The organism is Hyphomicrobiales bacterium, assembly GCA_017642935.1.
Classification (GTDB): Bacteria; Pseudomonadota; Alphaproteobacteria; order Rhizobiales; family MH13; genus MH13.
Genome location: JAEPOK010000002.1, coordinates 827,077 through 849,492, shown reverse-complemented (window position 1 = coordinate 849,492; position 22,416 = coordinate 827,077). Strand labels below are relative to the sequence as shown.

General features: G+C 60.3%; 25 protein-coding genes. 13 read left to right on the top strand and 12 right to left on the bottom strand.

The window, feature by feature from the left end:
* The first annotated feature begins 382 nt into the window (after positions 1-382).
* From amt to JJ917_13535, 3 genes are all read left to right on the top strand, one after another.
* Complete coding sequence (gene amt / locus JJ917_13545) at positions 383-2,830, top strand: ammonium transporter (protein ID MBO6699849.1); 2,448 nt, start codon at positions 383-385, stop codon at positions 2,828-2,830.
* A gap of 396 nt (positions 2,831-3,226) precedes the next feature.
* Positions 3,227-3,652: a response regulator gene (locus JJ917_13540; GenBank protein MBO6699848.1), complete on the top strand. Its 426-nt coding sequence runs from the start codon at positions 3,227-3,229 to the stop codon at positions 3,650-3,652.
* A 122-nt stretch (positions 3,653-3,774) separates the two neighbouring features.
* Positions 3,775-4,206, top strand: a complete 432-nt coding sequence (locus JJ917_13535) for a hypothetical protein (protein ID MBO6699847.1) — start codon at positions 3,775-3,777, stop codon at positions 4,204-4,206.
* 22 nt (positions 4,207-4,228) lie between these two features.
* Here the strand turns inward: JJ917_13535 and JJ917_13530 are convergent, their stop codons facing one another.
* A complete protein-coding gene (locus JJ917_13530) occupies positions 4,229-5,374 on the bottom strand; it encodes a PAS domain-containing sensor histidine kinase (protein MBO6699846.1) in 1,146 nt (381 codons plus the stop codon).
* Positions 5,375-5,556: 182 nt separating this feature from the next.
* Positions 5,557-5,769 carry a cold-shock protein gene (locus tag JJ917_13525; protein MBO6699845.1) on the bottom strand — a complete coding sequence of 71 codons (213 nt, stop codon included), beginning with the start codon at positions 5,767-5,769 and terminating at the stop codon, positions 5,557-5,559.
* A 289-nt stretch (positions 5,770-6,058) separates the two neighbouring features.
* Here JJ917_13525 and JJ917_13520 point away from each other — a divergent pair, with 289 nt between their 5' ends.
* The 4 genes from JJ917_13520 to JJ917_13505 are packed head-to-tail and all read left to right on the top strand — an operon-like array spanning position 6,059 to position 9,861.
* Positions 6,059-6,901: a diaminopimelate epimerase gene (locus JJ917_13520; GenBank protein MBO6699844.1), complete on the top strand. Its 843-nt coding sequence runs from the start codon at positions 6,059-6,061 to the stop codon at positions 6,899-6,901.
* Positions 6,902-6,911: 10 nt separating this feature from the next.
* Positions 6,912-8,204 carry a tRNA (N(6)-L-threonylcarbamoyladenosine(37)-C(2))-methylthiotransferase MtaB gene (gene mtaB, locus JJ917_13515; protein MBO6699843.1) on the top strand — a complete coding sequence of 431 codons (1,293 nt, stop codon included), beginning with the start codon at positions 6,912-6,914 and terminating at the stop codon, positions 8,202-8,204.
* Complete coding sequence (gene ftsY / locus JJ917_13510; protein MBO6699842.1) at positions 8,201-9,214, top strand: signal recognition particle-docking protein FtsY; 1,014 nt, start codon at positions 8,201-8,203, stop codon at positions 9,212-9,214. The genes mtaB and ftsY overlap by 4 nt, the downstream gene beginning before the upstream one ends.
* A complete protein-coding gene (locus JJ917_13505) occupies positions 9,211-9,861 on the top strand; it encodes a septation protein A (protein MBO6699841.1) in 651 nt (216 codons plus the stop codon). Before ftsY ends, JJ917_13505 begins: the two co-directional genes overlap by 4 nt.
* 125 nt (positions 9,862-9,986) lie before the next feature.
* Here JJ917_13505 and JJ917_13500 read toward each other — a convergent pair whose 3' ends face one another.
* The 3 genes from JJ917_13500 to JJ917_13490 all read right to left on the bottom strand — a co-directional run bounded on the left by JJ917_13500 (position 9,987) and on the right by JJ917_13490 (position 11,573).
* Positions 9,987-10,454 carry a GNAT family N-acetyltransferase gene (locus JJ917_13500; protein ID MBO6699840.1) on the bottom strand — a complete coding sequence of 156 codons (468 nt, stop codon included), beginning with the start codon at positions 10,452-10,454 and terminating at the stop codon, positions 9,987-9,989.
* Between the two features lie 13 nt (positions 10,455-10,467).
* Positions 10,468-10,725 carry a YjhX family toxin gene (locus JJ917_13495; GenBank protein ID MBO6699839.1) on the bottom strand — a complete coding sequence of 86 codons (258 nt, stop codon included), beginning with the start codon at positions 10,723-10,725 and terminating at the stop codon, positions 10,468-10,470.
* A 218-nt stretch (positions 10,726-10,943) separates the two neighbouring features.
* Positions 10,944-11,573: a TetR/AcrR family transcriptional regulator gene (locus tag JJ917_13490; protein MBO6699838.1), complete on the bottom strand. Its 630-nt coding sequence runs from the start codon at positions 11,571-11,573 to the stop codon at positions 10,944-10,946.
* A gap of 120 nt (positions 11,574-11,693) precedes the next feature.
* Here JJ917_13490 and JJ917_13485 point away from each other — a divergent pair, with 120 nt between their 5' ends.
* Genes JJ917_13485 through leuB form a run of 3 tightly spaced genes read left to right on the top strand, consistent with a single transcriptional unit; the run spans position 11,694 to position 13,730 of the window.
* A complete protein-coding gene (locus tag JJ917_13485; GenBank protein MBO6699837.1) occupies positions 11,694-12,071 on the top strand; it encodes a hypothetical protein in 378 nt (125 codons plus the stop codon).
* Entirely contained in the window at positions 12,068-12,553 is a 486-nt protein-coding gene (locus tag JJ917_13480; GenBank protein MBO6699836.1) for a DUF1772 domain-containing protein, read from the top strand. The genes JJ917_13485 and JJ917_13480 overlap by 4 nt, the downstream gene beginning before the upstream one ends.
* A gap of 55 nt (positions 12,554-12,608) precedes the next feature.
* On the top strand, positions 12,609-13,730 hold the full coding sequence (gene leuB, locus JJ917_13475) for a 3-isopropylmalate dehydrogenase (protein ID MBO6699835.1): 1,122 nt from the start codon (positions 12,609-12,611) through the stop codon (positions 13,728-13,730).
* Positions 13,731-13,847: 117 nt separating this feature from the next.
* Here leuB and JJ917_13470 read toward each other — a convergent pair whose 3' ends face one another.
* Positions 13,848-14,729 (bottom strand): hypothetical protein, encoded by an 882-nt coding sequence (locus JJ917_13470; GenBank protein MBO6699834.1) that lies wholly within the window; start codon positions 14,727-14,729, stop codon positions 13,848-13,850.
* A gap of 292 nt (positions 14,730-15,021) precedes the next feature.
* On the opposite strand from JJ917_13470, the gene JJ917_13465 reads away from it, so the two are divergent.
* Positions 15,022-16,056 carry an aspartate-semialdehyde dehydrogenase gene (locus JJ917_13465; GenBank protein MBO6699833.1) on the top strand — a complete coding sequence of 345 codons (1,035 nt, stop codon included), beginning with the start codon at positions 15,022-15,024 and terminating at the stop codon, positions 16,054-16,056.
* A complete protein-coding gene (locus JJ917_13460; protein ID MBO6699832.1) occupies positions 16,056-16,565 on the top strand; it encodes a GNAT family N-acetyltransferase in 510 nt (169 codons plus the stop codon). Before JJ917_13465 ends, JJ917_13460 begins: the two co-directional genes overlap by 1 nt.
* On the opposite strand, the gene JJ917_13455 is transcribed toward JJ917_13460, so the two are convergent.
* From JJ917_13455 to JJ917_13430, 6 genes are all read right to left on the bottom strand, one after another.
* Positions 16,517-17,404: a hypothetical protein gene (locus tag JJ917_13455; GenBank protein ID MBO6699831.1), complete on the bottom strand. Its 888-nt coding sequence runs from the start codon at positions 17,402-17,404 to the stop codon at positions 16,517-16,519. The genes JJ917_13460 and JJ917_13455 overlap by 49 nt on opposite strands.
* 104 nt (positions 17,405-17,508) lie before the next feature.
* The gene (locus JJ917_13450; protein MBO6699830.1) at positions 17,509-18,477 is read right to left on the bottom strand and encodes a glycerophosphodiester phosphodiesterase; all 969 of its coding nucleotides are present in this window, start codon (positions 18,475-18,477) and stop codon (positions 17,509-17,511) included.
* A gap of 84 nt (positions 18,478-18,561) precedes the next feature.
* Positions 18,562-19,263: a YafY family transcriptional regulator gene (locus JJ917_13445; protein MBO6699829.1), complete on the bottom strand. Its 702-nt coding sequence runs from the start codon at positions 19,261-19,263 to the stop codon at positions 18,562-18,564.
* A 19-nt stretch (positions 19,264-19,282) separates the two neighbouring features.
* Positions 19,283-19,663 (bottom strand): VOC family protein, encoded by a 381-nt coding sequence (locus JJ917_13440; protein MBO6699828.1) that lies wholly within the window; start codon positions 19,661-19,663, stop codon positions 19,283-19,285.
* A gap of 177 nt (positions 19,664-19,840) precedes the next feature.
* Complete coding sequence (locus JJ917_13435) at positions 19,841-20,593, bottom strand: DUF429 domain-containing protein (protein ID MBO6699827.1); 753 nt, start codon at positions 20,591-20,593, stop codon at positions 19,841-19,843.
* Complete coding sequence (locus JJ917_13430) at positions 20,590-21,474, bottom strand: bifunctional hydroxymethylpyrimidine kinase/phosphomethylpyrimidine kinase (GenBank protein ID MBO6699826.1); 885 nt, start codon at positions 21,472-21,474, stop codon at positions 20,590-20,592. The genes JJ917_13435 and JJ917_13430 overlap by 4 nt, the downstream gene beginning before the upstream one ends.
* Before the next feature lie 94 nt (positions 21,475-21,568).
* On the opposite strand from JJ917_13430, the gene JJ917_13425 reads away from it, so the two are divergent.
* Positions 21,569-22,414, top strand: a complete 846-nt coding sequence (locus JJ917_13425; GenBank protein ID MBO6699825.1) for a CoA ester lyase — start codon at positions 21,569-21,571, stop codon at positions 22,412-22,414.
* Positions 22,415-22,416: the final 2 nt, after the last annotated feature.

Genomic DNA, 22,416 nt, shown 5'->3' with positions numbered 1-22,416 from the left:
AGTGAGCCAAGCGGCAAGCGCCCAAAGGGGCGCAACGCTCTGGCGGCACTGCGGAGCAGAGAACGCCAAAACGCTCCCGCGGGCGCAACGCGCTGGCGGGAGGTCACCTCCGGGATCACGTCTTCGCTCAGAAGATAGGGTCCCGGTCGGCTCATGCAAAACAAGTGCATCAGCAAGAGAGCGACCCGCTACGGCCTCAGCCAAGAAAAGTCAAGGAAAGGGCCGAGATCAGGCCAGAAATCCGAACACTAGAAAAACACGCAAAAGATGCTGTTAAGAAAGATGCAACTTATACGAGCATAATGCTACGCACATAGACGCGTCTGCTTGCGAGAAGATGCAAAGCCACCCCGCCACCGAACCGCACTGTCGGTAGGAGACAATGATGCGCCGAACTCTGCAACGCTTCTTCCTGCTCGCGCTTGCGCTGGTGATGAGCCTGCCCGCATTGCCGGCCACCGCTGAGGTCTCGCCACTTCTGCTGGACGCGACGGTCGAAGCGCTGCGGCTCGATCAACAATTGCGCGCCGATTTCGCCTGGATGCTGACCTGCGCGGGCTTGGTGCTGATGATGCAGATTGGCTTCTTGATGCTCGAAGCTGGATCGGCCCGGTCGAAAAACTCCATCAATGTTGCCCAGAAAAACCTCTGCGATCTGCTGATCTCCATCTGCGCATTCGCGATCGTGGGATTTTCCTTCATGTTTGGGTCAAGCCAATTCGGCGTGATCGGATGGGACAAACAACACCTGATTTCAGGTTTCCAAGACGAGTGGACCTACGCGTTCTTCGCCTTCCATGCGATGTTCGTCAGCACGGCGGCAACCATTGTGTCCGGCGCCGTCGCTGAGCGCATGAAGTTCAAGACCTATGCCCTGATCACCTTGCTCATCGCCGCCCTCATCTATCCGGTTTATGGCCATTGGGTTTGGGGCGATTTGCAAAACGCAGCCAACACCGCCTGGCTGGCCAATCTCGGTTTTATCGATTTTGCCGGCTCAACTGTGGTGCACGCCACTGGGGCCGGGGTGGCACTTGTGGCCATTTGGTTGGTCGGGCCGCGGCGTGACAAATACGATGCAGAGGGCAATCCACGAACGATCCATGGTTGTTCCATGGTACTCTCCACATCCGGCGCAATCCTATTGTTCGTCGGCTGGATCGGGTTCAATGGCGGTTCAGCCGGCGGCGTCACCGCCAACCTCGGCCACATCATCATCAACACAGTTCTGGCCGGGGCAGCCGGCGGAACTGCGGCACTCCTGCTGGGCAAAGAACGAGATAACGGCCTGTTCCAACCACGCCGCTCGGTGAATGGATTGCTTGGCGGTCTGGTTGCGATAACGGCAGGCGCTGACGCCGTCACCGTCCTTGGTGCCGCCGCGATCGGCTTCAGCGCTGGCCTCTTGGTGGTTCTGTCTGAGGATTTCATCGAAAGACGGTTGAAGCTCGACGATGTCGTCGGCGCCGTCTCTGTCCATGGTGTGGCCGGTATCTACGGCACTCTGGCGGTCGCCTTTTTTGCCCTGGAAGCCAAACTGGCCGCGGATACCCGCCTGGCCCAATTTGGGGTTCAACTCCTTGGCGTTGCCGTCAACATCGCCTGGGTCACGGCCATTGCGGTTCCCGGCATGTGGCTGATCGACAAAATCGTTGGCCTACGCGTCACCGAATCCGAAGAGGCCATGGGCCTCAATGCCGCCGAGCATGGCGCGTCCCTGGGAACACTTGCGTTGCAGCAAAGCCTGCAAGCCATCGCCGAGGGACGGGCCGACCTCGCCACCCGTCTTGATGAGACGACAGGCGATGAGGCCGCTGACTTGGCGATCATCATCAACCCTTTTCTCGACAAAGTTCAAACACTGGTCGGCGACATTTCTGAGACGTCCGGCCGCCTGGCTGCCGAGTTGAATGCGGTCGCCCACGACGTCAGCAAGTCCGCCAGGGTGGTGCATGTCCGCACCGGCGAGGTTCAATCCTCAACAAAAACCGTCGCCGAGAGCGCGCATCTCGCCGTCGATGATGTAAAGGCGCTGCGCCGAAAAACCGCCGGTCTTGCCGAGTCCGCGGGTGCGGTATCGGGCGACATCCGCCAGATCGCAGCTTTTGTCGAAAATCTATCGAACGCCGTCACCAGCGTTGCCGCGGGCGCCAATGAAGCCCGCAATGTCTCCGGCAAGGCGGTGGCTTTGTCGCAGAACGCCAGCGCGACGGTTTCGCAACTGGGCTCTGCCGCCGACGACATCGAAGCGGTCATCGATCTGATCATTGGCATCCAAAATCAGACCAATTTGCTCGCACTCAACGCCACGATCGAAGCGGCGCGCGCCGGCGATCATGGCAAGGGCTTTGCCGTGGTCGCCAATGAGATCAAAGCCCTGTCGGAGCGCACCGCCGGAGCGACCGAAGACATTCGCAATGCCATCATGAAGGTGCGCGACAGCTCGCTGGGTTCACGCGACATGATCGGCGAGGTCGGCACCATCTTGGAATCAATCGCCGGCGCCGTGGCCGACATTCACGCCACCGCCGAGCGCGAACGCACGACGGTTACCGCGATTTCCGATGGTGTCAGTGATGCTGCAAACCGCATCGCAGCGCTTTCTGATGGGGTAAGCGCCTTTGAGGACGAGACCAGAGCTGTTGAACGCGTTATCAACCACGCCGCCTCCCACGCCGGCACGGCCGAAGAGGCGGTCAAAGATCTGCGCCAGCAGGCCGACCAGAGCCTGGAGACCGGTCGTTCAGTGTCGGCATCTTCCCATGAAATGGAAGGCGTTGCCGTTGGACTCAGCCATCGTGCCGGATCATTGAAAACCGGCACGAGTTGACCTGCAGCAACACCAAAGCTTGCGATCAAACGGGATGATTCGGCGTGATTTATGCGGTTGCGGTCAAAGATATTCGTTAATTTCAACCATAGAGCGCGAGAATATCCGCTTTCTACGGGCAAATGCCGATGTCCAATAGGCTAAGTGGATCAGCCATTAGCGATCGCTTAAACACGGACTATGCCGCTACGGATCCATGGGAAAGTGACAGAAAACGCCCGTCACCTGCCGACGGCGTAAGGGGTGATGCATAATTGCATCTGTCGTTAATTAGTTGTCACTTATGCCGGAAACGCTACATACAAAGGCCAACGCGAAGCGCATGCTCGTATTATTCCGTACACAGATGAGAGTTTTTAACAATTCGTTAAGTCTCCATTCGAAAAGGTCGTGATTATGCAGGAATTTGTTTCCGAAGCGCCTTCACTGCCTCTGCGTGTCTTGGTGGTGGATGATGATGAACTGGACAGGTTCGTCATCCGCCGCAGTTTCAACGCTCTTGGTATGCCCGTAGAGCTGATCGAAATTGCCGACTCCCGCCAAGCAGTCGATGCCATTGATCGGCACGAACCCGACGTCACGCTGCTCGATATCCAAATGCCAAACATGAATGGCTTCGATGTGCTGACCGCTCTACGCAAGAAGCACCGCAAAGACCCCGCCGAGCCATGCCCGGTGATGATGTTGTCAAGTTCCTCCCAGCAGGACGACCGCGAGAAGGCCTTTGCGTTGGGCGCAACTGAGTATCGCACCAAGCCTTCAACACTGAATGATTATATTAGGCTTGCCGAAGATATCCGTGAGGCCTATCTACCGAACTAAGGTTGGAGTCTCACGGTCGCCCATTGAGGTCGTTACCACACAAACATGCGCGACAGAATTGAAATGAGTGAGGTACCGGACAGCGTTCTCGTCCGCCAATAAAGCTGGGAGCGCAGACGGCAATGACCGTTTCAATTCGACTACTCTATCTCGACGATTGCGATATCGATCATCGGCTTATGCAGGCCTATTTAAGCCTGGACGACAAGCATTCCTATGACATGACAACGTGCACTACTCTGGAAGAGGCGCGCGAGGCGCTCGCTCAACAGGAGTATGATGCGCTTATACTTGATAACCGCGTCCCCCCACACGCCAATTATCACCAAGCTTATCAAACGCTGAAGGAAGCGACCGGCTTTTGCGGGTGCACCCTGGTGGTTTCAGCCGATGTTTCCGGCGAGGAGTTCAAGCCGGAACAGCGCCACGGCGAGGAGATCATTCTCGACAAGTCCGAACTGTTGGGCGTCATCCGCACCGGCGTCTTTGCCGACGTAATTGCGCAGGCGGCTACCGCGCCGAATACGCCGAACGACAACTATCACGGCCATTGAACGCAAGATCAGGAGCCTGGGCTCAGGCCTCCTGCGCGCTGCCTTTCGAGATTGACCCACGTGTCGTGAAGGCGACATGCGCGCCGCCAAGCCGCGCATCGTCTGGCATCAGCGCCGGATCGGCGAGCCACATTTTGCCGCCACGAGACTCGATCATCCTCTGCGCGCTGGCCAACCCAAACCCGCTGGTCGGCGATTGCAGGCGAGACTGTGCCGACTGGTCGCTGAGGATTGCCCCTTGGGCAAATCCAGGCCCGTCATCAGAGGCCACGAACTGCAAGAACTCCGGCGCCTGGTCACTCACAGTCAGCGAAACCCTGCATCGCGCTTTGCCGAACTTCACCGCATTTTCAAGCAGATTGCGCAAGGCGATTTGGAGAATGATCCGCTCGGCAATGACGGTCCCAGCGGGATAATCAAAGTCAAAAGAACCCGTGGCATCGACCAGGCCGGTGAGATCAGCAAACAGCATACCAAGGTCTACCGGCTCAAGCGTCGCGTCGCTCGGCAGCTCCAAAGCGCGTGCATAACTCAAGATGCTGTCGACATGTTTGAGGGTGGAGTCGGCGATCTGCCCGATCGACGACGCCAAAACTTTCTGTTCCGCTCCAAGCGTTAGAGGCGCGTCGGACTCTGACCCATCGGCCATATCAGCGAAAAGAAGTTCAGTGATCACCTTGATCTTGCGAAGCGGGCCGCGCACGTCGTGCGCCGCCATCGACGTGTAGGTGTTGATCTCTTCGTTCAGCTTGCGCAGGTCGGCCAGCGCTTTGGCATCGCGAAACTCCTGCTGCTTGCGCACCGTTATATCGACCGCTGTCCCGACAATGCCGATCACGCGACCATCATCGAAGACCATCGGCGAAAGAGTGGTCTGCCACCAGGTTTCACCAGTGGGAAACTGCAGCACCTCTTCATAGGTGAGCGGGGCCCGCGATCGCAGACATGTCAGATATTTGGCCTGAACGTTTTCGGCCATGCGCGGCGGCAGAACATCGAACGGCGTCTTGCCCTCCAAGTCGGCGCTCTTCAGGCCTGATATCTTCTCGTGGGAGGAGTTGAGTTTGCGGAAGATGAAGGTCTCATCCTCGCCCACCTCAAGAATGAAGATCGCAAGATCCAACTTGTCAGAGAGCGTGATGACGTCGGCCAGTCGCTGTTGTGGCATGCCCGATCCCGGTTCATCTTTGCTGCAAGGTCAGCAGAGCTCGTTCGATTCGTCAGCTTACCACATGTGGGAGAAGTGACGCCGAGCCAACGCCCCATGAAACCTTGCAAAAACAAAAAGCCGGACGCTAGGCCCGGCTTTCCTCAGCGCTCCAGCTTGGCTGGAACGTTATCTGACGGTGATCAATCGTCTTGAACCTGAAGCTGCGCTGCAGCCATGCGACCGTTGCGGCCTTCTTCCAGTTCGTAGGTGATCTTCTGATTGTCTTTCAGGGTTTGAAGACCAGCACGCTCAACAGCTGAAATGTGCACGAACACATCCTTGCCGCCTTCATCGGGAACGATGAACCCGAAACCCTTCGTGGCATCGAACCACTTAACCGTACCTGTAGCCATGAAACGTCTCCTGCCGTGGCATAAAAAGCAGCCTCACGTGCGAGAAGCCGCTTGTTCTGAACCGGCGATCTTTTGCGTTCCAACTGCTAAAAGCAGGTTAGGCTCTTCAAAAAAAATGCCGCCGCACGTTGAACAAATGTAGCATAAAACCGATTTTTAGCAAGGTGTGCACTGCACACCTGCAGAAAAACTGGCCATCAAATCAACCTTCGGGCATAGATCGCGCCCCATGGATGTAACGCACCAAATGCAACAGTCTAATGCTCTTGCTGGCCGCCTTGCGCGGGTCATGAATGGCGCCGGCAACAAGATCACGGTTCTCGACCTCACCGACAGCGATCACATCGTGTCAGAGGGCGAAGCGCAGGCGATCGCGCACCAGGCTGAGACCACCTTCGACCAGCTGATGGTTCTGCACGCACCCGCCACAGATGGCACGGCTGCCTTGATCCGTATCTACAACACCGACGGGTCGCTCGCCGAAGCTTGCGGCAACGGCACGCGCTGTGTCGCCTGGCATCTGGATGAAACCCGGGGCACGCAAGAGACGCGCTTGGTAGAAACCGCGCGCGGGCTTCTCTCGATCACCAAAGATGAAACGCCGCTCACCTACACGGTGGACATGGGCACGCCGCGCTTTGCGTGGGATGAGATTCCCCTGTCCGAACCCTTTCAGGACACGCGCTTCATTGAGCTGCATGTGGGTCCGGCTGGCGATCCGATCCTGTCCTCGCCGGCTGTGGTGAACTTGGGCAACCCGCATGCGGTCTTTTGGGTCGATGACACGGCCAGTATCGGCCTTGATAAGATCGGCCCGATGCTCGAACACCATCCGCTGTTTCCGCAGCGCGCCAACATTTCCATCGTTCAGGTCGTGGATCGAGAAACGCTGGTTATGCGCACTTGGGAGCGCGGAGCAGGTCTCACACTCGCCTGCGGTTCGGCCGCGTGTGCGGCAGCGGTCTCGGCGGCCCGCCTGCGGCGCGCCGAGCGCGCGGTCACGGTGCATCAGCCCGGTGGCACGCTGCAAATCGAATGGGCTAGCAACGAGCACGTGCTGATGACTGGTCCTGTCGAGCATGAACGCGATGTCGTGCTCACTGACGCGATCTTTACCAGCGCGGCGGCATAGTAGGCGCACCATGGCCGTTGATGTCCTCACCCTTGGTTGCCGCCTCAACACGGTGGAATCCGAAGCGATGCGCCAATCGGCGGAAGCCGCCGGGCATAGCAACACGATCATCGTGAACACCTGCGCGGTGACAAGCGAGGCGGTGCGCCAGGCGCGCCAGACTATCCGTAAGGCCAAGCGCGATAACCCAACCGCCCGAGTTGTGGTGACGGGGTGCGCCGCGCAAATTGAGCCGGAAACCTTCGCCCACATGGATGAGGTTGATCTGGTGCTCGGCAACGAGGCCAAAACCGCGCCAGCCACCTGGGCAACCCTGCCAGCGGCCACACCAGATAAGCTGCACATCACCGACATCATGCGGGTCAAGGAGACGTCCCCAGCCTTCACCAACGGGTTTGGCGAGCGCACCCGCGCGTTTGTCGAAGTGCAGAATGGCTGCGATCATCGCTGCACCTTCTGCATCATTCCCAATGGCCGCGGAAATGCCCGCTCCGTGCCCATGGGCGTCGCCGTCGACCAGATCAAACGGCTGGTCGATCAAGGCTATGCCGAGGCGGTGCTCACCGGCGTTGATCTCACCAGCTACGGCCCGGACCTGCCAGGATCGCCCAAGCTTGGTGACCTAGTGCAGCAGATCCTGCGGCATGTCCCGGAGCTGCAAAGGCTGCGGCTTTCCTCCATCGACAGCATCGAGGCCGATCCAGCCTTGGTGGATGCGATCAAAGGCGATGAACGCCTGATGCCACACCTGCATCTCTCCCTTCAGGCGGGCGACGATATGATTTTGAAACGCATGAAGCGCCGCCATCTGCGCGATGACGCGATTGCCTTTTGCCAAGACATGCGGGCCGCGCGGCCTGACATAGTCTATGGCGCCGATATCATCGCCGGATTCCCCACCGAGACCGAGGCGATGTTCGAAAACTCGCTGAAACTGGTGGATGAATGCGGCCTCACCTTCCTGCACGTCTTTCCGTTTTCGCCGCGCCAAGGCACACCGGCAGCGAAAATGCCGCAAGTCGATCGTCCGACCATCAAAGCCCGCGCCGACCGCCTGCGCGAGAAAGGCCGCGAGGCGCTTGCCAAACATCTGGCATCTCAGGCCGGCACGACCCAGCCGGTGCTGATCGAGCGTGTCGCCGACGGGCTGGCGCGCGGGCGAATCCCGGCCTACACGGAGGTTGCTATCCCGGTGACGGGCAACGGCCCGGCCGCAGGCGATATCCTGCCCGTCGCCATCACAGGCCATGAGGGTCAGCGCCTGACCGGCAGCCTAACCAATGAGACCGACCAGGCAGCATGAACGACGATCTCCACTTTATCGCCATCACGCCGGAAAAACGCGTCGAAACACCATCCGATGAACCGGCCAAGAAGGGCTGGCTCTCGCGCCTCACCGACGGGTTGAAGCGATCTTCTAACTCGATCACCCAGGGCGTGGTCTCGCTGGTCACCAAGAAGAAGCTCGACGGCGAGGCGCTGGAGGAGCTGGAAGACATTCTGATCCAGGCCGATCTTGGCGTGGACACCGCTATGGCGATCACCACCCGGCTGGAAGATGAGCGCTTCGGCAAAGAGGTCTCCGAAGAGGAGATCAAACAGGTGCTCGCCGATGAGGTCGCTAAGGTGCTCGAACCCGTCGCCGAACCCCTGCGCGTCGCGCCGACGCGCAAGCCGCATGTCATCTTGATGGTCGGCGTGAACGGCGCCGGCAAGACGACAACCATCGGCAAGCTCGCTTCAAAAATTTCAGCATTTGGCATGAAACCGATGCTTGCCGCCGGCGATACCTTTCGCGCCGCTGCCATCGAACAGCTCAAAGTCTGGGGCGAACGCACCGGCGCGCCCGTCATCACCCGACCGCAAGGCTCCGACGCGGCAGGCCTCGCCTTTGACGCACTGACGCAGGCCAAGGAGCAGGATATTGATGTCCTCCTCATCGACACCGCCGGTCGTTTGCAGAACCGCACAGAGTTGATGGCCGAGCTGGAAAAAGTCATTCGGGTGATCAAGAAGATCGATCCCGACGCGCCGCACGATGTGCTGCTGACGCTCGACGCCACGACCGGTCAGAACGCCCTCAATCAAGTGGATGTTTTCGGCAAAACCGCTGGCGTCACCGGCCTAGTCATGACCAAGCTGGACGGCACGGCCAAGGGCGGTATCCTTGTTGCCATCGCCAAGAAACATCAGATACCGGTGCACCTGATCGGTGTCGGCGAAGCCGTCGACGATCTGGAAGCCTTCGACCCAACAAGTTTCGCCCGTGCCATTGCCGGGCTCGACGACACGCAAGAGAACGAGCCCGCATGACTGAAACAACCATCACCGAGAAGAAAGAAACCAAGAACCCGTTCATCAAGCTTGCGCTTGAGCTTGGGCCGCTGGTGATCTTTTTCTTCGTCAACGCACGCGGCGCGTCGCTGATGGAAAGCTATCCGGCGCTCGCCGGGTTCCGCGAACCGATCTTTCTGGCGACCGCCGTGTTCATGGTGGCGATCACGATCTCGCTGATTGCCTCGCGCATCTATCTCGGCAAGCTTCCAATCATGCCGCTGGTGTCCGGCGTGGTTGTGCTGTTCTTCGGCGCGCTGACGCTGTTTTTGCAGGATGATCTTTTCATTAAGTTGAAGCCCACCATCGTGAACATGCTGTTCGCCACAGTGCTGCTTGGCGGGCTTTGGATTTTCAAACTCTCTCTGCTCTCCTACGTGTTCGATGATGCCTTCAACCTGAAGGAAGAGGGCTGGCGCATCCTAACGCTGCGCTGGGGCCTGTTCTTCATCTTCCTGGCCGTGCTCAACGAAGTTGTCTGGCGCACGCAAAGCACCGACTTCTGGGTCGCCTTCAAGGTGTGGGGCGTCATGCCCATCACCTTCGCCTTCACGCTGTTCCAGATCCCGGTGATGAACCGCTATGCGGAAGAGGACGGCGAGGAAGAGGCGCCAGCCCAGCCATAGCTGTCATCCCGGAAGCCGAAAGCTATCCGGGATCTGATAGTGACGAGGCAGTTGCAGATCCCGACTCACACGCTCGGCGTGATGGCCGGGTCAAGCCCGGCCATGATGATCTGGAAAAGGGCAAACTAAAGCGCCTTGCGAAAGACGATTTTGTCCTCGCCGGCCGCATAAAACTCGCGGATACACGCTTCCTCTTCATAATGCGATTGCCGGTAGAAGTTGCGCGTGCGGGCAAAGCCATCATCGCCTGAGGTCTCGACCAGCAATACCCGCACACCTTCCACGGCGAGCGTGTCCTCAACATAGGCCATGAGCAACCGCCCGATGCCTTGGCCGTGGTGATCGGCGTGCACGGCGATCAAGTAAAGATTCCAACAACCATCGGTCATCGGTTCGGGCGCTGCATAAGCAATCGCCAGCGGATGCGGATCACCATAGGTGAGCCACAACGCCGGATCAGGAGAGCCATTCCAATGGCCCTCCATCATACCTTCCAGCATGTCCGGCGGGAAAAGGTCGGTGCTGGCAATGATCCGTTTCAGCGCCGGCAGGTCGGCCCGCACAATGGGCCGGATTAGGGTTCGGTCTTTCATACCTTTGGTCTTTCTAGCGGTTGTCCAATTGGGGGCGCACAAAGACGCGGCCCTTGTAGGTGATGCGGTAGGGTTTCCCGCCATGTGAGCGAATGAGCTTGCGCTTCTTCAGGCGGTCGAAAACGGGAAGCGTGCAATCGGAGAGCACGTGACCATCGCGTGTGAAGCAGATGATCTCCTGCACTTTGCCACCTGGCCCGCGCTTGAAATGGATCGAGCCACCTTGAGCGAGCACGTGCAGCACGCGCTGTTCGTGTTTGGAAATGTTCATGGGATTGTCTTGAATTTGGAACGGCAAACGCAAAGCACAGCTCGCCAGCACGCATTGGTGCGGCAAGGTGCTTATGATCGGTTCCTAAGCGACGGCGGCTCGCGCCGTGCTTCTAAGCCGGAACCTTAGCGAATACGGACAATCTCAGACATTGACGTTCCAAAGTTGGCGCCATTTGGCGGCGCGCCCGGCTCACCTAGGCGATGGTGCGTTCAGGATCAAGACGCTGCGTAAAGCTGACGCATCAAATTCAGGGCCCGTGTCGAACGGGCAACAATGGCCGCCTCGGTCGGCATATCAACGGCTCCGATGGCCCGCCGGATTTGGAGATCGCCGATCAACAGATTGATGTAGTCATCGGCCGCCGTATCAGGCTCAACGATCAACAACGCCCCTTCAGCGTCAGCCTGCGCCAAAAGCTTTGCGATGAGCGGCACCAGACTTTCCCGCCCGCCTTTGGCAAGCGCTTCGCCCAAAGTGCCGGTGTCATAGACATCACCAGCCGCCGCGCGGTTGAGCGCCACGGCCCGTTCACTGGTCACAATGCGTAACAGCACCGGTCCGAGTTTTTCCAAGGCATCCAAAGGTGCCAGATCGCCGGCAAGCGCCTCACTCAAAAGCTCGCGCGCAGCTTCGGCGTTGCGTTCCACGAGCGCGGCAAAAAGCCCCTGCTTGTTGCCATACCAACGGTAGAGTGTCTCGTTGGAGGCTTTGGCTTCCTTGGCGATCGCGAGGATCGACGCCGCCTTGTACCCATCACGCACCAGCACGCGATAGGCCGCCTCTTCAATCGCCCGGCGGCGCCCGTCCGCTTTCGAGCCAGCTTGCTGTGCCGCCGCTTGGTCCATCCGACCCGTCGCCAATCCTTACCGAAATTTCATTTGCCCCTAACCGTAAACTCTTTTACACAATCAGCAAGCGTAAAGTTCTTTACACTTGAAAATTCACACCGTTCGAAAGGAAAGAGAATGCCGTCCCGTCTGCCCCAAGCTGCGCTTGGCACCTTAATCATCTTGCAACTGGTGATGTTGGCGAGCCTTTTTTCCGGCGTTGCACCGCACCCGCCCCGGTTGATCCCCCTGTTCGCCATGGCGCCTTTCCTGGCGGCCTCAATGGCCATCGCAATGATGGCGCTGGTCCTCGGGCCTTTGTCGGGTAAAACCGCCAGAGCGCTCACTGGCCTCGCCGTTGTCGCGGCACTCATCTCCTACGGTCCGCAAAAATGGATCGACCCGGCCATCGGCGAAATCTGGCCGGCGGTCCTGCTTGGGCAAATCGCCTCTCTCATCCTGCTGGCGGCCGTCGCCAAGCCGAACCTGGGCGAGTCTGGGCGGGCAGGCTCATGACCCTCGCGCAGCTCATCTCCCTGCCGCCGCTCATCTTGATGGGGCTCATCGCCGGGTTCTTCTACGCCTTCTCAGTCTGCGTGATGCCGGGCCTTGATCGCATCGCGCCAAGCGCGGCCATTGAAGCGATGCAAGGGATCAACCAGGCCGTCCAAAATCCGGTGTTCTTCGTCACCTTCTTCCTGACGCCAGTCTCCGCCGCCATCAGCGCTTTGGTTCTCTGGCGATACGGCAACACCGTGGCTGCGCTCTGGGTGGTGGGCGGTGGCCTCACCTATCTGCTCGGCGCGTTGCTGCTCACCGCTCTCATCAACGTACCGATGAACAACGCCTTGGCCTCTGTCGACCCAGCGGTCAGCAACGCTGAAACCATCTGGCGTGCTTACAGCGAGCGCTGGACTTTTTGGAACACAGCACGCGCCAGCGCCTCGACCGTTGCTCTGCTGATGATCGCGATCGGCATGCTCTCGCCCTTGCGCTGAGCGAACCGTACCGCTAGGGACGGGGCCTCTTTTCCCTACATATGAGGCTCCGTCGATGGCTCCCGCCCGCTCCAACATTCTCGTTCTGCCCGGTGATGGTATCGGCCCTGAAGCGATGGCCGAGGTCGATAAAATCATCGCCTGGACGAATGCGCAGGGCCTGACCGCAATTGAGACGGACATCGATTTGGTTGGCGGAGCCGCCTATGACGATCACGGCGCGGCCATCTCTGATGAGGCCATGGACAAGGCGCTGGCCGCCGATGCGGTTCTCTTCGGCGCCGTTGGCGGGCCGAAATGGGATGACGTGCCGTATGATGCCCGCCCGGAAGCCGGCCTGCTCAGCCTGCGCAAGGATCTGGCCCTGTTTGCCAATCTGCGCCCGGCCATCTGCTACCCGGCACTGGCGTCGGCCTCCTCACTGAAGCCGGAGCTGGTCGAGGGCCTGGATATCCTCATCGTGCGCGAACTGACCGGCGGCGTCTATTTCGGCGAGCCCAAAGAGGTCGTGACCCTGGAGAATGGCGAGCAGCGCGCCGTCGACACGCAGGTCTACACCACCCACGAGATCGAACGCATCGCCGCCGTGGCGTTTGAACTGGCGCGCACGCGCTCGAACAAAGTCTGCTCAATGGAAAAGCGCAATGTCATGCGCTCCGGCGTGCTCTGGAACCAAGTGGTCACCGCCACCCATGCCGGCGCCTTCGCCGATGTGGAGCTGTCGCACATGCTTGCCGATGCCGGCGGCATGCAGCTGGTGCGCGCGCCCAAACAGTTCGACGTCATCGTCACCGACAACCTCTTCGGCGATATGCTCTCCGATGTAGCCGCCATGCTGACCGGATCGCTTGGCATGCTGCCGTCAGCGTCGCTGGGCGCCGAGGACGCGGTGACCAAAAAGCGCAAGGCCATGTACGAGCCGGTGCACGGTTCAGCGCCGGATATTGCCGGCCAGGGCAAGGCCAACCCCATCGCCATGGTCGCGAGCTTTGCCATGATGCTGCGCTATTCGCTTGGGATGGTCGACCTGGCGACGCAAGTGGAAACGGCCATCGCCAACGTGCTCGATGCAGGCATCCGCACTGGTGACATCGCTGGTGACGGCATCACGCCAGTTTCAACGTCGCAGATGGGCGATGCGCTGTTGGCTGAGTTGCAGAAGGTGGCAGCAGGCTAGCCGTAGACGTCATGGCCGGGCCTGACCCGGCCATCCATCCCAAATGGCCAGCATCTGGCGAGTATCGACCGCGTTAGAGCTGGATGGCCGCCTCAAGGGCGGCCATGACGTGCCGCTTTACCCCTGCGGCAGCACCAAATCCTCGGCACGCATCCAGCCGGTGGTGGTCACGCCTGTTTCTCGATGGGTGAACACCATGAAAAACCAGTCGCCGGTTTCGCTCACATCGGTCACGCGGCCCTCATCCCCTTCGACCAGATAAGCGCCGCGCCGCGTCGTCTCGTCGGGGGCGCCATAAAAGTAGGCCCGACCGGGATTGGTGGACACCGCAAACTGATGGAAGCCGGGGTCTTCCAGCGCTTCGGCGTCCCACGGGTCTGGGGCGATGGTCGGAATGATCCCGCGTTGAATATCACCACCTTTGCGGCTGCCCGGAAAGGTCACCACGTCAAACTCACCCCAATGAGTGCGACTGAGAATGAGATCGAGCCCTTCGCCCTCTGGCCGGTACACATCCGTTGTCCAGAACGGTCCGGAGCGTGAGGGCTCTCGGATCGTGCCCATAATGTCGTCGCGCTCAGGGTTGGCGATGGTCCCCACCGGCACGAACAAGCGATCACTGTCGGCGCGGTGGAACGTCCAGAAAAAATTCACCCCGCCATAGCCAACGCCATCGAGCACCCCGACATCCAAATAGCCGTCGAAATCAACGTCCATCAGCAGAACGGCCATTTCATCGTTCCACTGGCTTGCGGGCTCGTAGGTCGCAAGCGTCAGCGCATCATTGTCAGTGCCCGCCAGAACGCGTCCGTTCTCAATGCGCACGGTTGCACGGGCACCGTCATAGGCCGGATGGGCGAACTCAATGCTTCCGGAGCCATCGGCCGGCACTGTGAGCCGCGTCCCATAGTCGGGGATCGACACCGCACCGTCGGAAGCGGCTGCCGGAAAGGTTCCGCCGAGCAAAAAAGCAACAACCAGCAAACGAACGTCGCTCATTAGGTCTCTCCACATTGACATCGCCGCCCGTCTGTGGCGGTAAAGCGCACCATGCGCCAGGAAACCATCCTAACCAAGGCATTCGATCTCGTTGTGACGTCGCTCACAACGGCGTTGATGTTGGGCGCTACCAAAACCACCACCACCACAAAGACGACCGAGCTCTAATCAGCCCGTCCCTTCCGCGCGTTCGGCCAACTGCCCAACCCGGAGTTCGGGAGGGGCAAAGGGTGATGTTGCGCGCTGCGTAGCTTTGAGAGACATACAGGGCAGCAAAAGAAGGATTTTTCCCATGGGATATACCGTTGCAGTGGTCGGTGCGACCGGCAATGTGGGCCGCGAGGCGCTGGACATTCTGGCCGAGCGCGGCTTTCCAGCTGACACCGTTCTGGCCGTCGCCTCGCGTAAAAGTGCAGGCCAAGACGCCTATTTCGGCGACACCAGGCTGAAGGTTGTTGCTCTCGACAGTGTCGATTTTTCCAAAATCGATATCGCGATCATGTCGGCAGGCGGTGATATCTCGCGCGAGTGGGCGCCGAAGATCGGTGCGGCCGGTTGCGTCGTCATCGACAACTCCTCCGCCTTCCGCATGGACAGCCAGGTGCCGCTGATCGTGCCCGAAGTGAACGCCGATGCGATTGAAGGCTTCCGGCAGAAGAACATCATCGCCAACCCCAACTGCTCCACGGCCCAGCTGGTTGTGGCGCTGAAGCCGCTGCATGATGCCGCCACGATCAAGCGCGTGGTCGTCTCGACCTATCAGTCCGTATCCGGCGCCGGGAAAGAGGCGATGGACGAGCTGTTCGCGCAAACCAAATCGGTTTTTTCCGTCGGCGAGATCAAGCCGGAGAAGTTCCCCAAGCGCATCGCCTTCAACGCCATTCCGCACATCGATGTGTTCATGGAAGACGGCTACACGAAGGAAGAGTGGAAGATGATGGCCGAGACCAAGAAGATCTTGGATCCGAAAATCAAGCTCACCGCCACCTGCGTGCGCATCCCGGTTTTCGTGTCGCACTCCGAGGCTGTGAACGTCGAGTTCGAAAACTCGATCACCGCCGAGGAAGCCAAGGGCATCCTGCGCAACGCGCCGGGCTGCCTGCTCATCGATAAGCATGAGGATGGCGGCTACATCACCCCGCACGAGGCCGCCGGCGAGGACGCGACCTATATCAGCCGCGTGCGCGAAGATGCGACGGTGGAAAACGGCCTCACATTCTGGTGCGTGTCGGACAATCTGCGCAAAGGCGCCGCGCTCAACACGGTTCAGATCGCCGAGGTCCTGGTGAACCGCGGGCTGATCGAACCCAAACAGGCGGCGGCCTAATGACCACAATTGAAGGGCGCGCAGAGATCAATCTGCGCCCCTTCACCAACGCCGACATCGGCGCGTTGGGCAGGCTGTTTGGCACAGCCCGCGCCTCGATGCAGCTGTTTGACGATCCCCACACCACCGGTGAGCACACCGCTTACATCGCAGGCCTGTCGGCAGGCTGCGCGATCACGGTCGCTGAGAGCGATGGTCATTTGGCCGGTTTCTTGAGCTTCACACGCAGGCCGGGTGCGGCAATGGGCGAGATCACCCATCTCTTCGTGCATCCCGATCATCAGCGCCAAGGGGTTGGTGCAATGCTCCTGGATCATGCCATCAATCGTTACGGTCCGCCGCTGCACCTTTGGGTGTTCGAAGCCAATACACGCGCCCGCGCGCTTTACGAGAGCAGAGGCTTTGTCATGACCGACCGCACCGACGGTTCCGGCAATGACGAGAAGCTGCCCGACATGCGCTACGATCTGCTGGCCGGTGGAAACGACACCGAGGTCACCCGCACCTGAAAAAACGGGAAATAGTCGTCCGTGCCGTAAAAGTTGCCGGCGTTTACGACAGTCGGCAGGGTGAAACCCTCAAAGGTCCGATACTCCGACAGGTCGCCGCCAAACGGCTGAATCTGAAACTGTTTCTGCGGGTTGGCATCCGACCATCGCGGAAACACGATACGCGTTGGTGCCCCACGCGCATCAACATGCACTTCCACCGGCTGCTCCATACCATAGGCGGTCAGCACCATGCGTGCGCTATTCTCGCCGAGCGATTCCCAAACAATGCCGTCCCTCGGCAAAAGCGCCGCCGGCGTCCAGAACAGAGCTTCGCCCACGTAGCGACCGAAGGCTGCGCGGGCATGGTCATCATTGCCGCCCGCCCGAACGACCGGAAACAGCCCAAGCAGCCAGAACCGGGTCCAACTCGTGCCGCGCAGCGCCGCATCCGATCCGCTCATGGATAGACCGCCGAAGGAGGTGCTGGGCTGCCACAAAAAGCCGTCCGGCGCGCCGAGCACTTGGCGAGCGGTCATCTCCATCCAATTGGGCGCATCCGCCGTGCCAAGGCTGAGCCGCCCCTCCATCTCGATGTCGACCACAGTGTAGAGAGGGGTGCCCGGTGCGATGGTGAAGCGAAAGTAACGCTGCGCCGGTTCGGGCAGGTCCTCCACCATCGCCATGTCGAACACCGGAGGCGTTTCGGGCTGAACCGCGTGCAAGGCCGCCATCACCCGCGCTTCGGCGCGTTTGTCGAGCGCCCGCCACCCGGCAAGACCGGTGACAACAAGGACGACCAGAATCAAAAAAGTGAGCGCAAGCCCGGTCCAAAGCGACACGATAAGTACTCCCGGCATAAAAGGCCTTGGCAAACCTAACGCCTAATGAAGCTAGCTCACCTGCGCTTGGTCAATGCTCTGCGCGTTGCGAAAGCCGCTCCGGCGTCCCGGTTGTCAGCGCTTCAGCGTGCCTCCAGCAACGGCCCGATCACCTCGATCCGATTGGTCCAGACATAGCCATCAAAGCTGTCAGGCACTTGCGCCAACGTCTCTTCATCATCAACGCCGGACGAAAAACCACCGCCGCTATAAGGGCCGATCAGAATGACCGACGTGCCATGGCGCGCCAACCGTTCGGTCAGCCTATGCGGATAACCCCAAACAAACGGGGCAATGTTGATCGGCAAAATCAGAAGCGTGTCGCGACAGGGTTCGGGCACATAACCGCTCCACCCAAGGGCCAGCAAAGGCCTACCGCAGTCGAGCAATGATCGGCGCGTGTAACCGCGCAGACCCTCCACATCGGCCAGCGCAGTTTCAGTGGGAGGCCTACCCCCATAAACGCCAAAGGTCGCCGCGCGGGCCACCAGGCTGCCATTGATCAGTTCCGCCAGAGCCTCGCCTTCTCTGGCATGCCGCGACTTGAAGTTGATCAAAAACTGCCGGTTGGGGAACAGATCAAACACTTCCACCAGCGTCGGCATCATGCCGATACCCTCGCCGCGAAACGGGAAGGTCTCGCCACCATCGGCGGTATAGCCATAGCCGATATCAAGTTCCCGCAACGTCGCCATATCGATCTCATGGGTGACGCCGGTCCCGTCCGTGCGGCAATCCAGCGTCCAATCGTGGAACACCGCAAAATGGCCATCTGGCGTCAGATGCACATCCAGTTCCACAACGCTTGCGCCCGCCTCGAAGGCAGCGTTCATCGAGGGAATACTGTTTTCCAAATACGCATGTGTCGGCTCGCGAATGAGCACAGCGGTGCACGTATCGTTGCCAACCTCGTGCATTGGAAAGGTTTGATGCACACCGCGGTGGGCAAGGAGCTGTGTCTCACCGCCATCTGAAAACAGGGACGTGTTGGCGATCCAAAGCGCGCCGCCAATCACCAGAACAAGCAGAACAAAGCGCACCACCCATCGCATACTCAAATCTCCTTTTTGGGAGACCAGCTAAGCGGCGAACTGTGGCGGCAAGCGGGTTAGAAAGGGACGGCGATGAGGCTGGTTCTAGTGCTCGTGCCGGGGCCAACCCTCGGCTTCCATCTTGCGATAAAAGTCCACCAACTGCTTGCCGCGTTCGGCCTTGAAGCGCGTGCCGTCAATGATGGGTTCGATGATCCGGTCGACGCGAAAGCCGCGAAAATCCTCGCGCAGTTCGCACCAGGCGAGCAGCGTCCATACCTTGCCCCAGAAATAGAGGCCGAGCGGGCGCACGGTGCGCTGCGTCGCGTCGCCCTTGGCGTCGGTGTAGTCCATCGAAAGCTTTTCAGATCGGTCGATCGCCCGATCCAGAAGGTCAAGCGTCTCGCGTTGGCTCTCGGCAAACTCAAAGCTCGGCGCAAAGATCGCCGTGGCCTCCACGGTCGGGCGCTTGGCATCGGGCAAAACGGCTCCGATCTTCACCAGCGCCTCTTCAGCAGCCCGCGCCATCGACAGCCCGCCCCAAGCGCGCACCATGCGGGCACCGGCCACCAGCGAGGCGATCTCATCGCGCGTGAACATCAGCGGCGGCAGATCGTAGCCATCGCGCATGATGTAGCCGACGCCCGCCTCACCCTCGACCGGCACGCCTGACCCCTGAAGATCGACGATATCGCGGTAGATCGTGCGCTCGGACACTTCCAACTTGTCAGCAAGCATCCGCGCGGTGACAAGTCTGCCACCGCGCAAAAGTTGAACGATCTGGAAGAGGCGGTCAGCCCGTCTCATATCTTGTCCGCCGTCTGCATCAGCTGTCGTTGAACCGGAACCAGCCGACCGAGTTTCCATCCGGGTCGAGCGTATAGATAAAGGCACCCATCGGGATATCGATGGCCGGCGACAGCACCTTACCACCCGCTTCGACGACTCGGTCGGCCGTTTCTTCCAAACTGACAGGCGCCAGCAGATGGACGGTGGGCCCGATGCCTTCTGGTGCAGGCTTTCCTGGGTAAAGATGAGCCGAAACGCCGCCCTTGTCGTCGGCGACAGGCAAGAAGACCACCTTGTTCGGTCCACCATCGGACTCCACAAGCTCGCGGCCCAGCACGGCACTGTAGAACTGGCGACCCTTCTCAAGATCAGTGACGGGGATTTCAGCCCAGACGAGTTGATGGTCAGGCAGGGTCATGGGAAAGGCCTTCTTCTTGGTTGCGATGGCAGGACCATGACACACCCCTCCTGACAACATTCTGTCAGGAGCCTGCAAGAAACTTGACGCAAAGAGAAGTGGCGCGAGCCGATGCCCGTTTGGCCTGCGGTTTGGGACCCGTGCAGCATCCGCGTCAGGCAGCGCTGGTCGATCACGTTAGGCCCAGATGGCGATTTCCAATCCGTGCGCATCACGCTCGGTCGGATCGGGAAAGCTCACCGCCTCCCTGCGCGCGACCCGCCCAGCAACCAACCAACAGACAGCCGCATCCAGCACGTCATCGGCGCCAACACCCGGCGGTGGTGGCTGGGTGAGGAAAGGCGAGGACATCCCGTGGCGCGCCAGAAGCGCCCTACGTTCCTCCATCCCTGCCATGTTTACGCGGCCCTTGATCTTCTTCGGCAGGCGCATGGCCTGACCGCCATTGAGCACCGTGAAGGCCACTTCCGGATGGCTCTCCTTGACCCGATCACGAAGAGCCGGATCGGCGCACAGCAGCGCGTCGATTTCCAGGATTTTTGGAAACAGATAGAACCCCTGGATGGAAACCCCCTTGGGCGGATCAGAAAGCGTCTTGGCGAGCGCGCTCGCCTCCTGGTGCAACAGGTAGTCATCGCCCGTGCGGCCGGTCATCCGCCTGCCCATCTCGACGACAGCACGGGCGGGCATCGCAAAAACGCTCGACTGGCGCGGCCCCAACATCGGACGCACGCGCTTTTCTGGTGATCGTCCGCCGCCGCTGATCCGTTCCGGCAGGCCGATGGGCATATCGACCGCGATCTGCGCATCCGGCCAATCGGCGGCAATGTCTTGAAAGGCTCGATAGACGCGCAGCTCTGGCGCTGCGCCCGCAACGACCACCCAGCCGCGCTTGCACCCGTCCACACCAACGCAGAGACGCGCCGTCATGTGGCGCGGGCGGCAGCCAGGTGGCGGGACGTCACCATCGTCATCGGCGAGATAAGGCTCGCCTGTTCCCGTGCCACAAGCAACTCATCGCTCCCGGCCTTCACCGAGCGGGCAACCATCTCGAACACCGAGGCGGTCGCCTGCATAACGGCCTTGTCGATGGGCTGCCCCGTCAGCAGATGGGCGGTCAGCAGCGCGGAAAAAAGATCGCCAGTGCCGTGTGGTGCGCCGGGCACGAGAGCATGTTCAGCGAGCGTTGCCGTCCGCCCCTCAACGAGAAGCGTGCCGATGGCGTTCTTCATCATGCCGAACGCCGATGTCACAACCACCCGATTGATCTCAAGCGCACGCGCGCTCTCAACCAGCGCTGCATTGTCCGCAGCCTCGCCCCCGCCAGCGAACGCGGTCAGTTCGAACCGATTGGGCGTTGCCACATCGCAGCGCGGCAGAAGCTCTTCACGGATCGCTGCCACCACGTCGTCAGGCACGTATGTCCCATGCGCGTCTGCGCTCACCGGGTCGCACACCACCAGCAAATCAGGCGACACGGCACGGACCTGATCAATGGCCCGGCACGTTGCGTGAACCTGGCCAGCGCTGGCGAAATAGCCGGTAAGGACTGCGCCCACCTCATCGATGACCGGCAGACCGACAAGCGCTTGAAGGCTGGCCTCGAACGCGTCATCGGGCATGGCATGGCGCTGCGGCATACCAAAACTGCGCGCATGCCCTGGATGCCAGGGCAGCCAGATCGTTGGCACCTTCCACAGGGGCAGACCGAGGCGTTCGATGGCGAAGCCAGCCGCGCGCAAACCCACCGAGCCGCGGGCAACGTGGGAGGAAAGGGCGAGAACCGCCTTGGGCGAAGAAGCATCGTGCATGGCGGCGCTCTTGCCATAGGTCCAGACGAATGACCACCTCGGCAGCGCAGCATCAAAACGCTATTGCGATGCAACAAAACGATTGGAGCGCATCATGGAACAGCAGCCCCTTAGAACCGTCCTCTACATGCCCGGCTCCAACGCCCGCGCCATCGAGAAGGCCCGCTCACTGGATTGCGATGGCGTGATCCTCGATCTGGAAGATGCTGTGGCACCGGAGGCCAAGGAAGAAGCGCGTTCTCTTGTCACCCAGGCGCTGAACGAAGGCGGTTTCGGCCATCGCTTCATGATCCTGCGCGTCAACGCCGCCGATACAGCGTGGCACGCCGAGGACATGAAACTTGCTGCCAGCGTGAAGGCCGATGCGGTGCTGATCCCCAAAATCAACCGCGAGCAGGATGTTTACGATGCCCGCGCCAAGCTTGCCGACACGCCGCTTTGGGCGATGATGGAAACACCACTGGCCATGCTCAACGCGCAAAGCATCGCCGCAGCCGGATTGCAGGGCTTCGTCATGGGCACCAATGATCTGTCCAAGGACACCGGTGCACGTCTCATTCCAGGACGGGCGCCCATGCTTGCCTGGCTTTCCACCTGCATTGCCGCCGCCCGCGCCTACGGGCTGACCATTCTCGACGGCGTGTTCAACGCGATCGATGATCCTGAGGGTTTTCTGGCCGAATGCGAGCAGGGCCGCGATTTGGGCATGGACGGCAAGACGGTGATCCACCCCAAACAGCTTGATCCGTGCAACACCATCTTTGCGCCTGACGCCGAAGACGTGGCCTTCGCCCAGAAGATCATCGACGCCTTCGCCGAGCCCAACAATGCCGACAAAGGCGCCTTGCGCATCGATGGCAAGATGGTGGAGCGTCTCCACGCTGAAATGGCGGCCAAGACAGTCGCCATGGCCAACGCCATCGCCGCCCGCGCCGGCTAGTT

Bases quoted from the DNA above. Each gene is read 5' to 3' on its own strand.
- amt (MBO6699849.1), top strand. From the start codon at position 383: ATGATGCGCCGAACTCTGCAACGCTTCTTCCTGCTCGCGCTTGCGCTG.
- JJ917_13540 (MBO6699848.1), top strand. From the start codon at position 3,227: ATGCAGGAATTTGTTTCCGAAGCGCCTTCACTGCCTCTGCGTGTCTTG.
- JJ917_13535 (MBO6699847.1), top strand. From the start codon at position 3,775: ATGACCGTTTCAATTCGACTACTCTATCTCGACGATTGCGATATCGAT.
- JJ917_13530 (MBO6699846.1), bottom strand. From the start codon at position 5,374: ATGCCACAACAGCGACTGGCCGACGTCATCACGCTCTCTGACAAGTTG.
- JJ917_13525 (MBO6699845.1), bottom strand. From the start codon at position 5,769: ATGGCTACAGGTACGGTTAAGTGGTTCGATGCCACGAAGGGTTTCGGG.
- JJ917_13520 (MBO6699844.1), top strand. From the start codon at position 6,059: ATGAATGGCGCCGGCAACAAGATCACGGTTCTCGACCTCACCGACAGC.
- mtaB (MBO6699843.1), top strand. From the start codon at position 6,912: ATGGCCGTTGATGTCCTCACCCTTGGTTGCCGCCTCAACACGGTGGAA.
- ftsY (MBO6699842.1), top strand. From the start codon at position 8,201: ATGAACGACGATCTCCACTTTATCGCCATCACGCCGGAAAAACGCGTC.
- JJ917_13505 (MBO6699841.1), top strand. From the start codon at position 9,211: ATGACTGAAACAACCATCACCGAGAAGAAAGAAACCAAGAACCCGTTC.
- JJ917_13500 (MBO6699840.1), bottom strand. From the start codon at position 10,454: ATGAAAGACCGAACCCTAATCCGGCCCATTGTGCGGGCCGACCTGCCG.
- JJ917_13495 (MBO6699839.1), bottom strand. From the start codon at position 10,725: ATGAACATTTCCAAACACGAACAGCGCGTGCTGCACGTGCTCGCTCAA.
- JJ917_13490 (MBO6699838.1), bottom strand. From the start codon at position 11,573: ATGGACCAAGCGGCGGCACAGCAAGCTGGCTCGAAAGCGGACGGGCGC.
- JJ917_13485 (MBO6699837.1), top strand. From the start codon at position 11,694: ATGCCGTCCCGTCTGCCCCAAGCTGCGCTTGGCACCTTAATCATCTTG.
- JJ917_13480 (MBO6699836.1), top strand. From the start codon at position 12,068: ATGACCCTCGCGCAGCTCATCTCCCTGCCGCCGCTCATCTTGATGGGG.
- leuB (MBO6699835.1), top strand. From the start codon at position 12,609: ATGGCTCCCGCCCGCTCCAACATTCTCGTTCTGCCCGGTGATGGTATC.
- JJ917_13470 (MBO6699834.1), bottom strand. From the start codon at position 14,729: ATGAGCGACGTTCGTTTGCTGGTTGTTGCTTTTTTGCTCGGCGGAACC.
- JJ917_13465 (MBO6699833.1), top strand. From the start codon at position 15,022: ATGGGATATACCGTTGCAGTGGTCGGTGCGACCGGCAATGTGGGCCGC.
- JJ917_13460 (MBO6699832.1), top strand. From the start codon at position 16,056: ATGACCACAATTGAAGGGCGCGCAGAGATCAATCTGCGCCCCTTCACC.
- JJ917_13455 (MBO6699831.1), bottom strand. From the start codon at position 17,404: ATGCCGGGAGTACTTATCGTGTCGCTTTGGACCGGGCTTGCGCTCACT.
- JJ917_13450 (MBO6699830.1), bottom strand. From the start codon at position 18,477: ATGCGATGGGTGGTGCGCTTTGTTCTGCTTGTTCTGGTGATTGGCGGC.
- JJ917_13445 (MBO6699829.1), bottom strand. From the start codon at position 19,263: ATGAGACGGGCTGACCGCCTCTTCCAGATCGTTCAACTTTTGCGCGGT.
- JJ917_13440 (MBO6699828.1), bottom strand. From the start codon at position 19,663: ATGACCCTGCCTGACCATCAACTCGTCTGGGCTGAAATCCCCGTCACT.
- JJ917_13435 (MBO6699827.1), bottom strand. From the start codon at position 20,593: ATGACGGCGCGTCTCTGCGTTGGTGTGGACGGGTGCAAGCGCGGCTGG.
- JJ917_13430 (MBO6699826.1), bottom strand. From the start codon at position 21,474: ATGCACGATGCTTCTTCGCCCAAGGCGGTTCTCGCCCTTTCCTCCCAC.
- JJ917_13425 (MBO6699825.1), top strand. From the start codon at position 21,569: ATGGAACAGCAGCCCCTTAGAACCGTCCTCTACATGCCCGGCTCCAAC.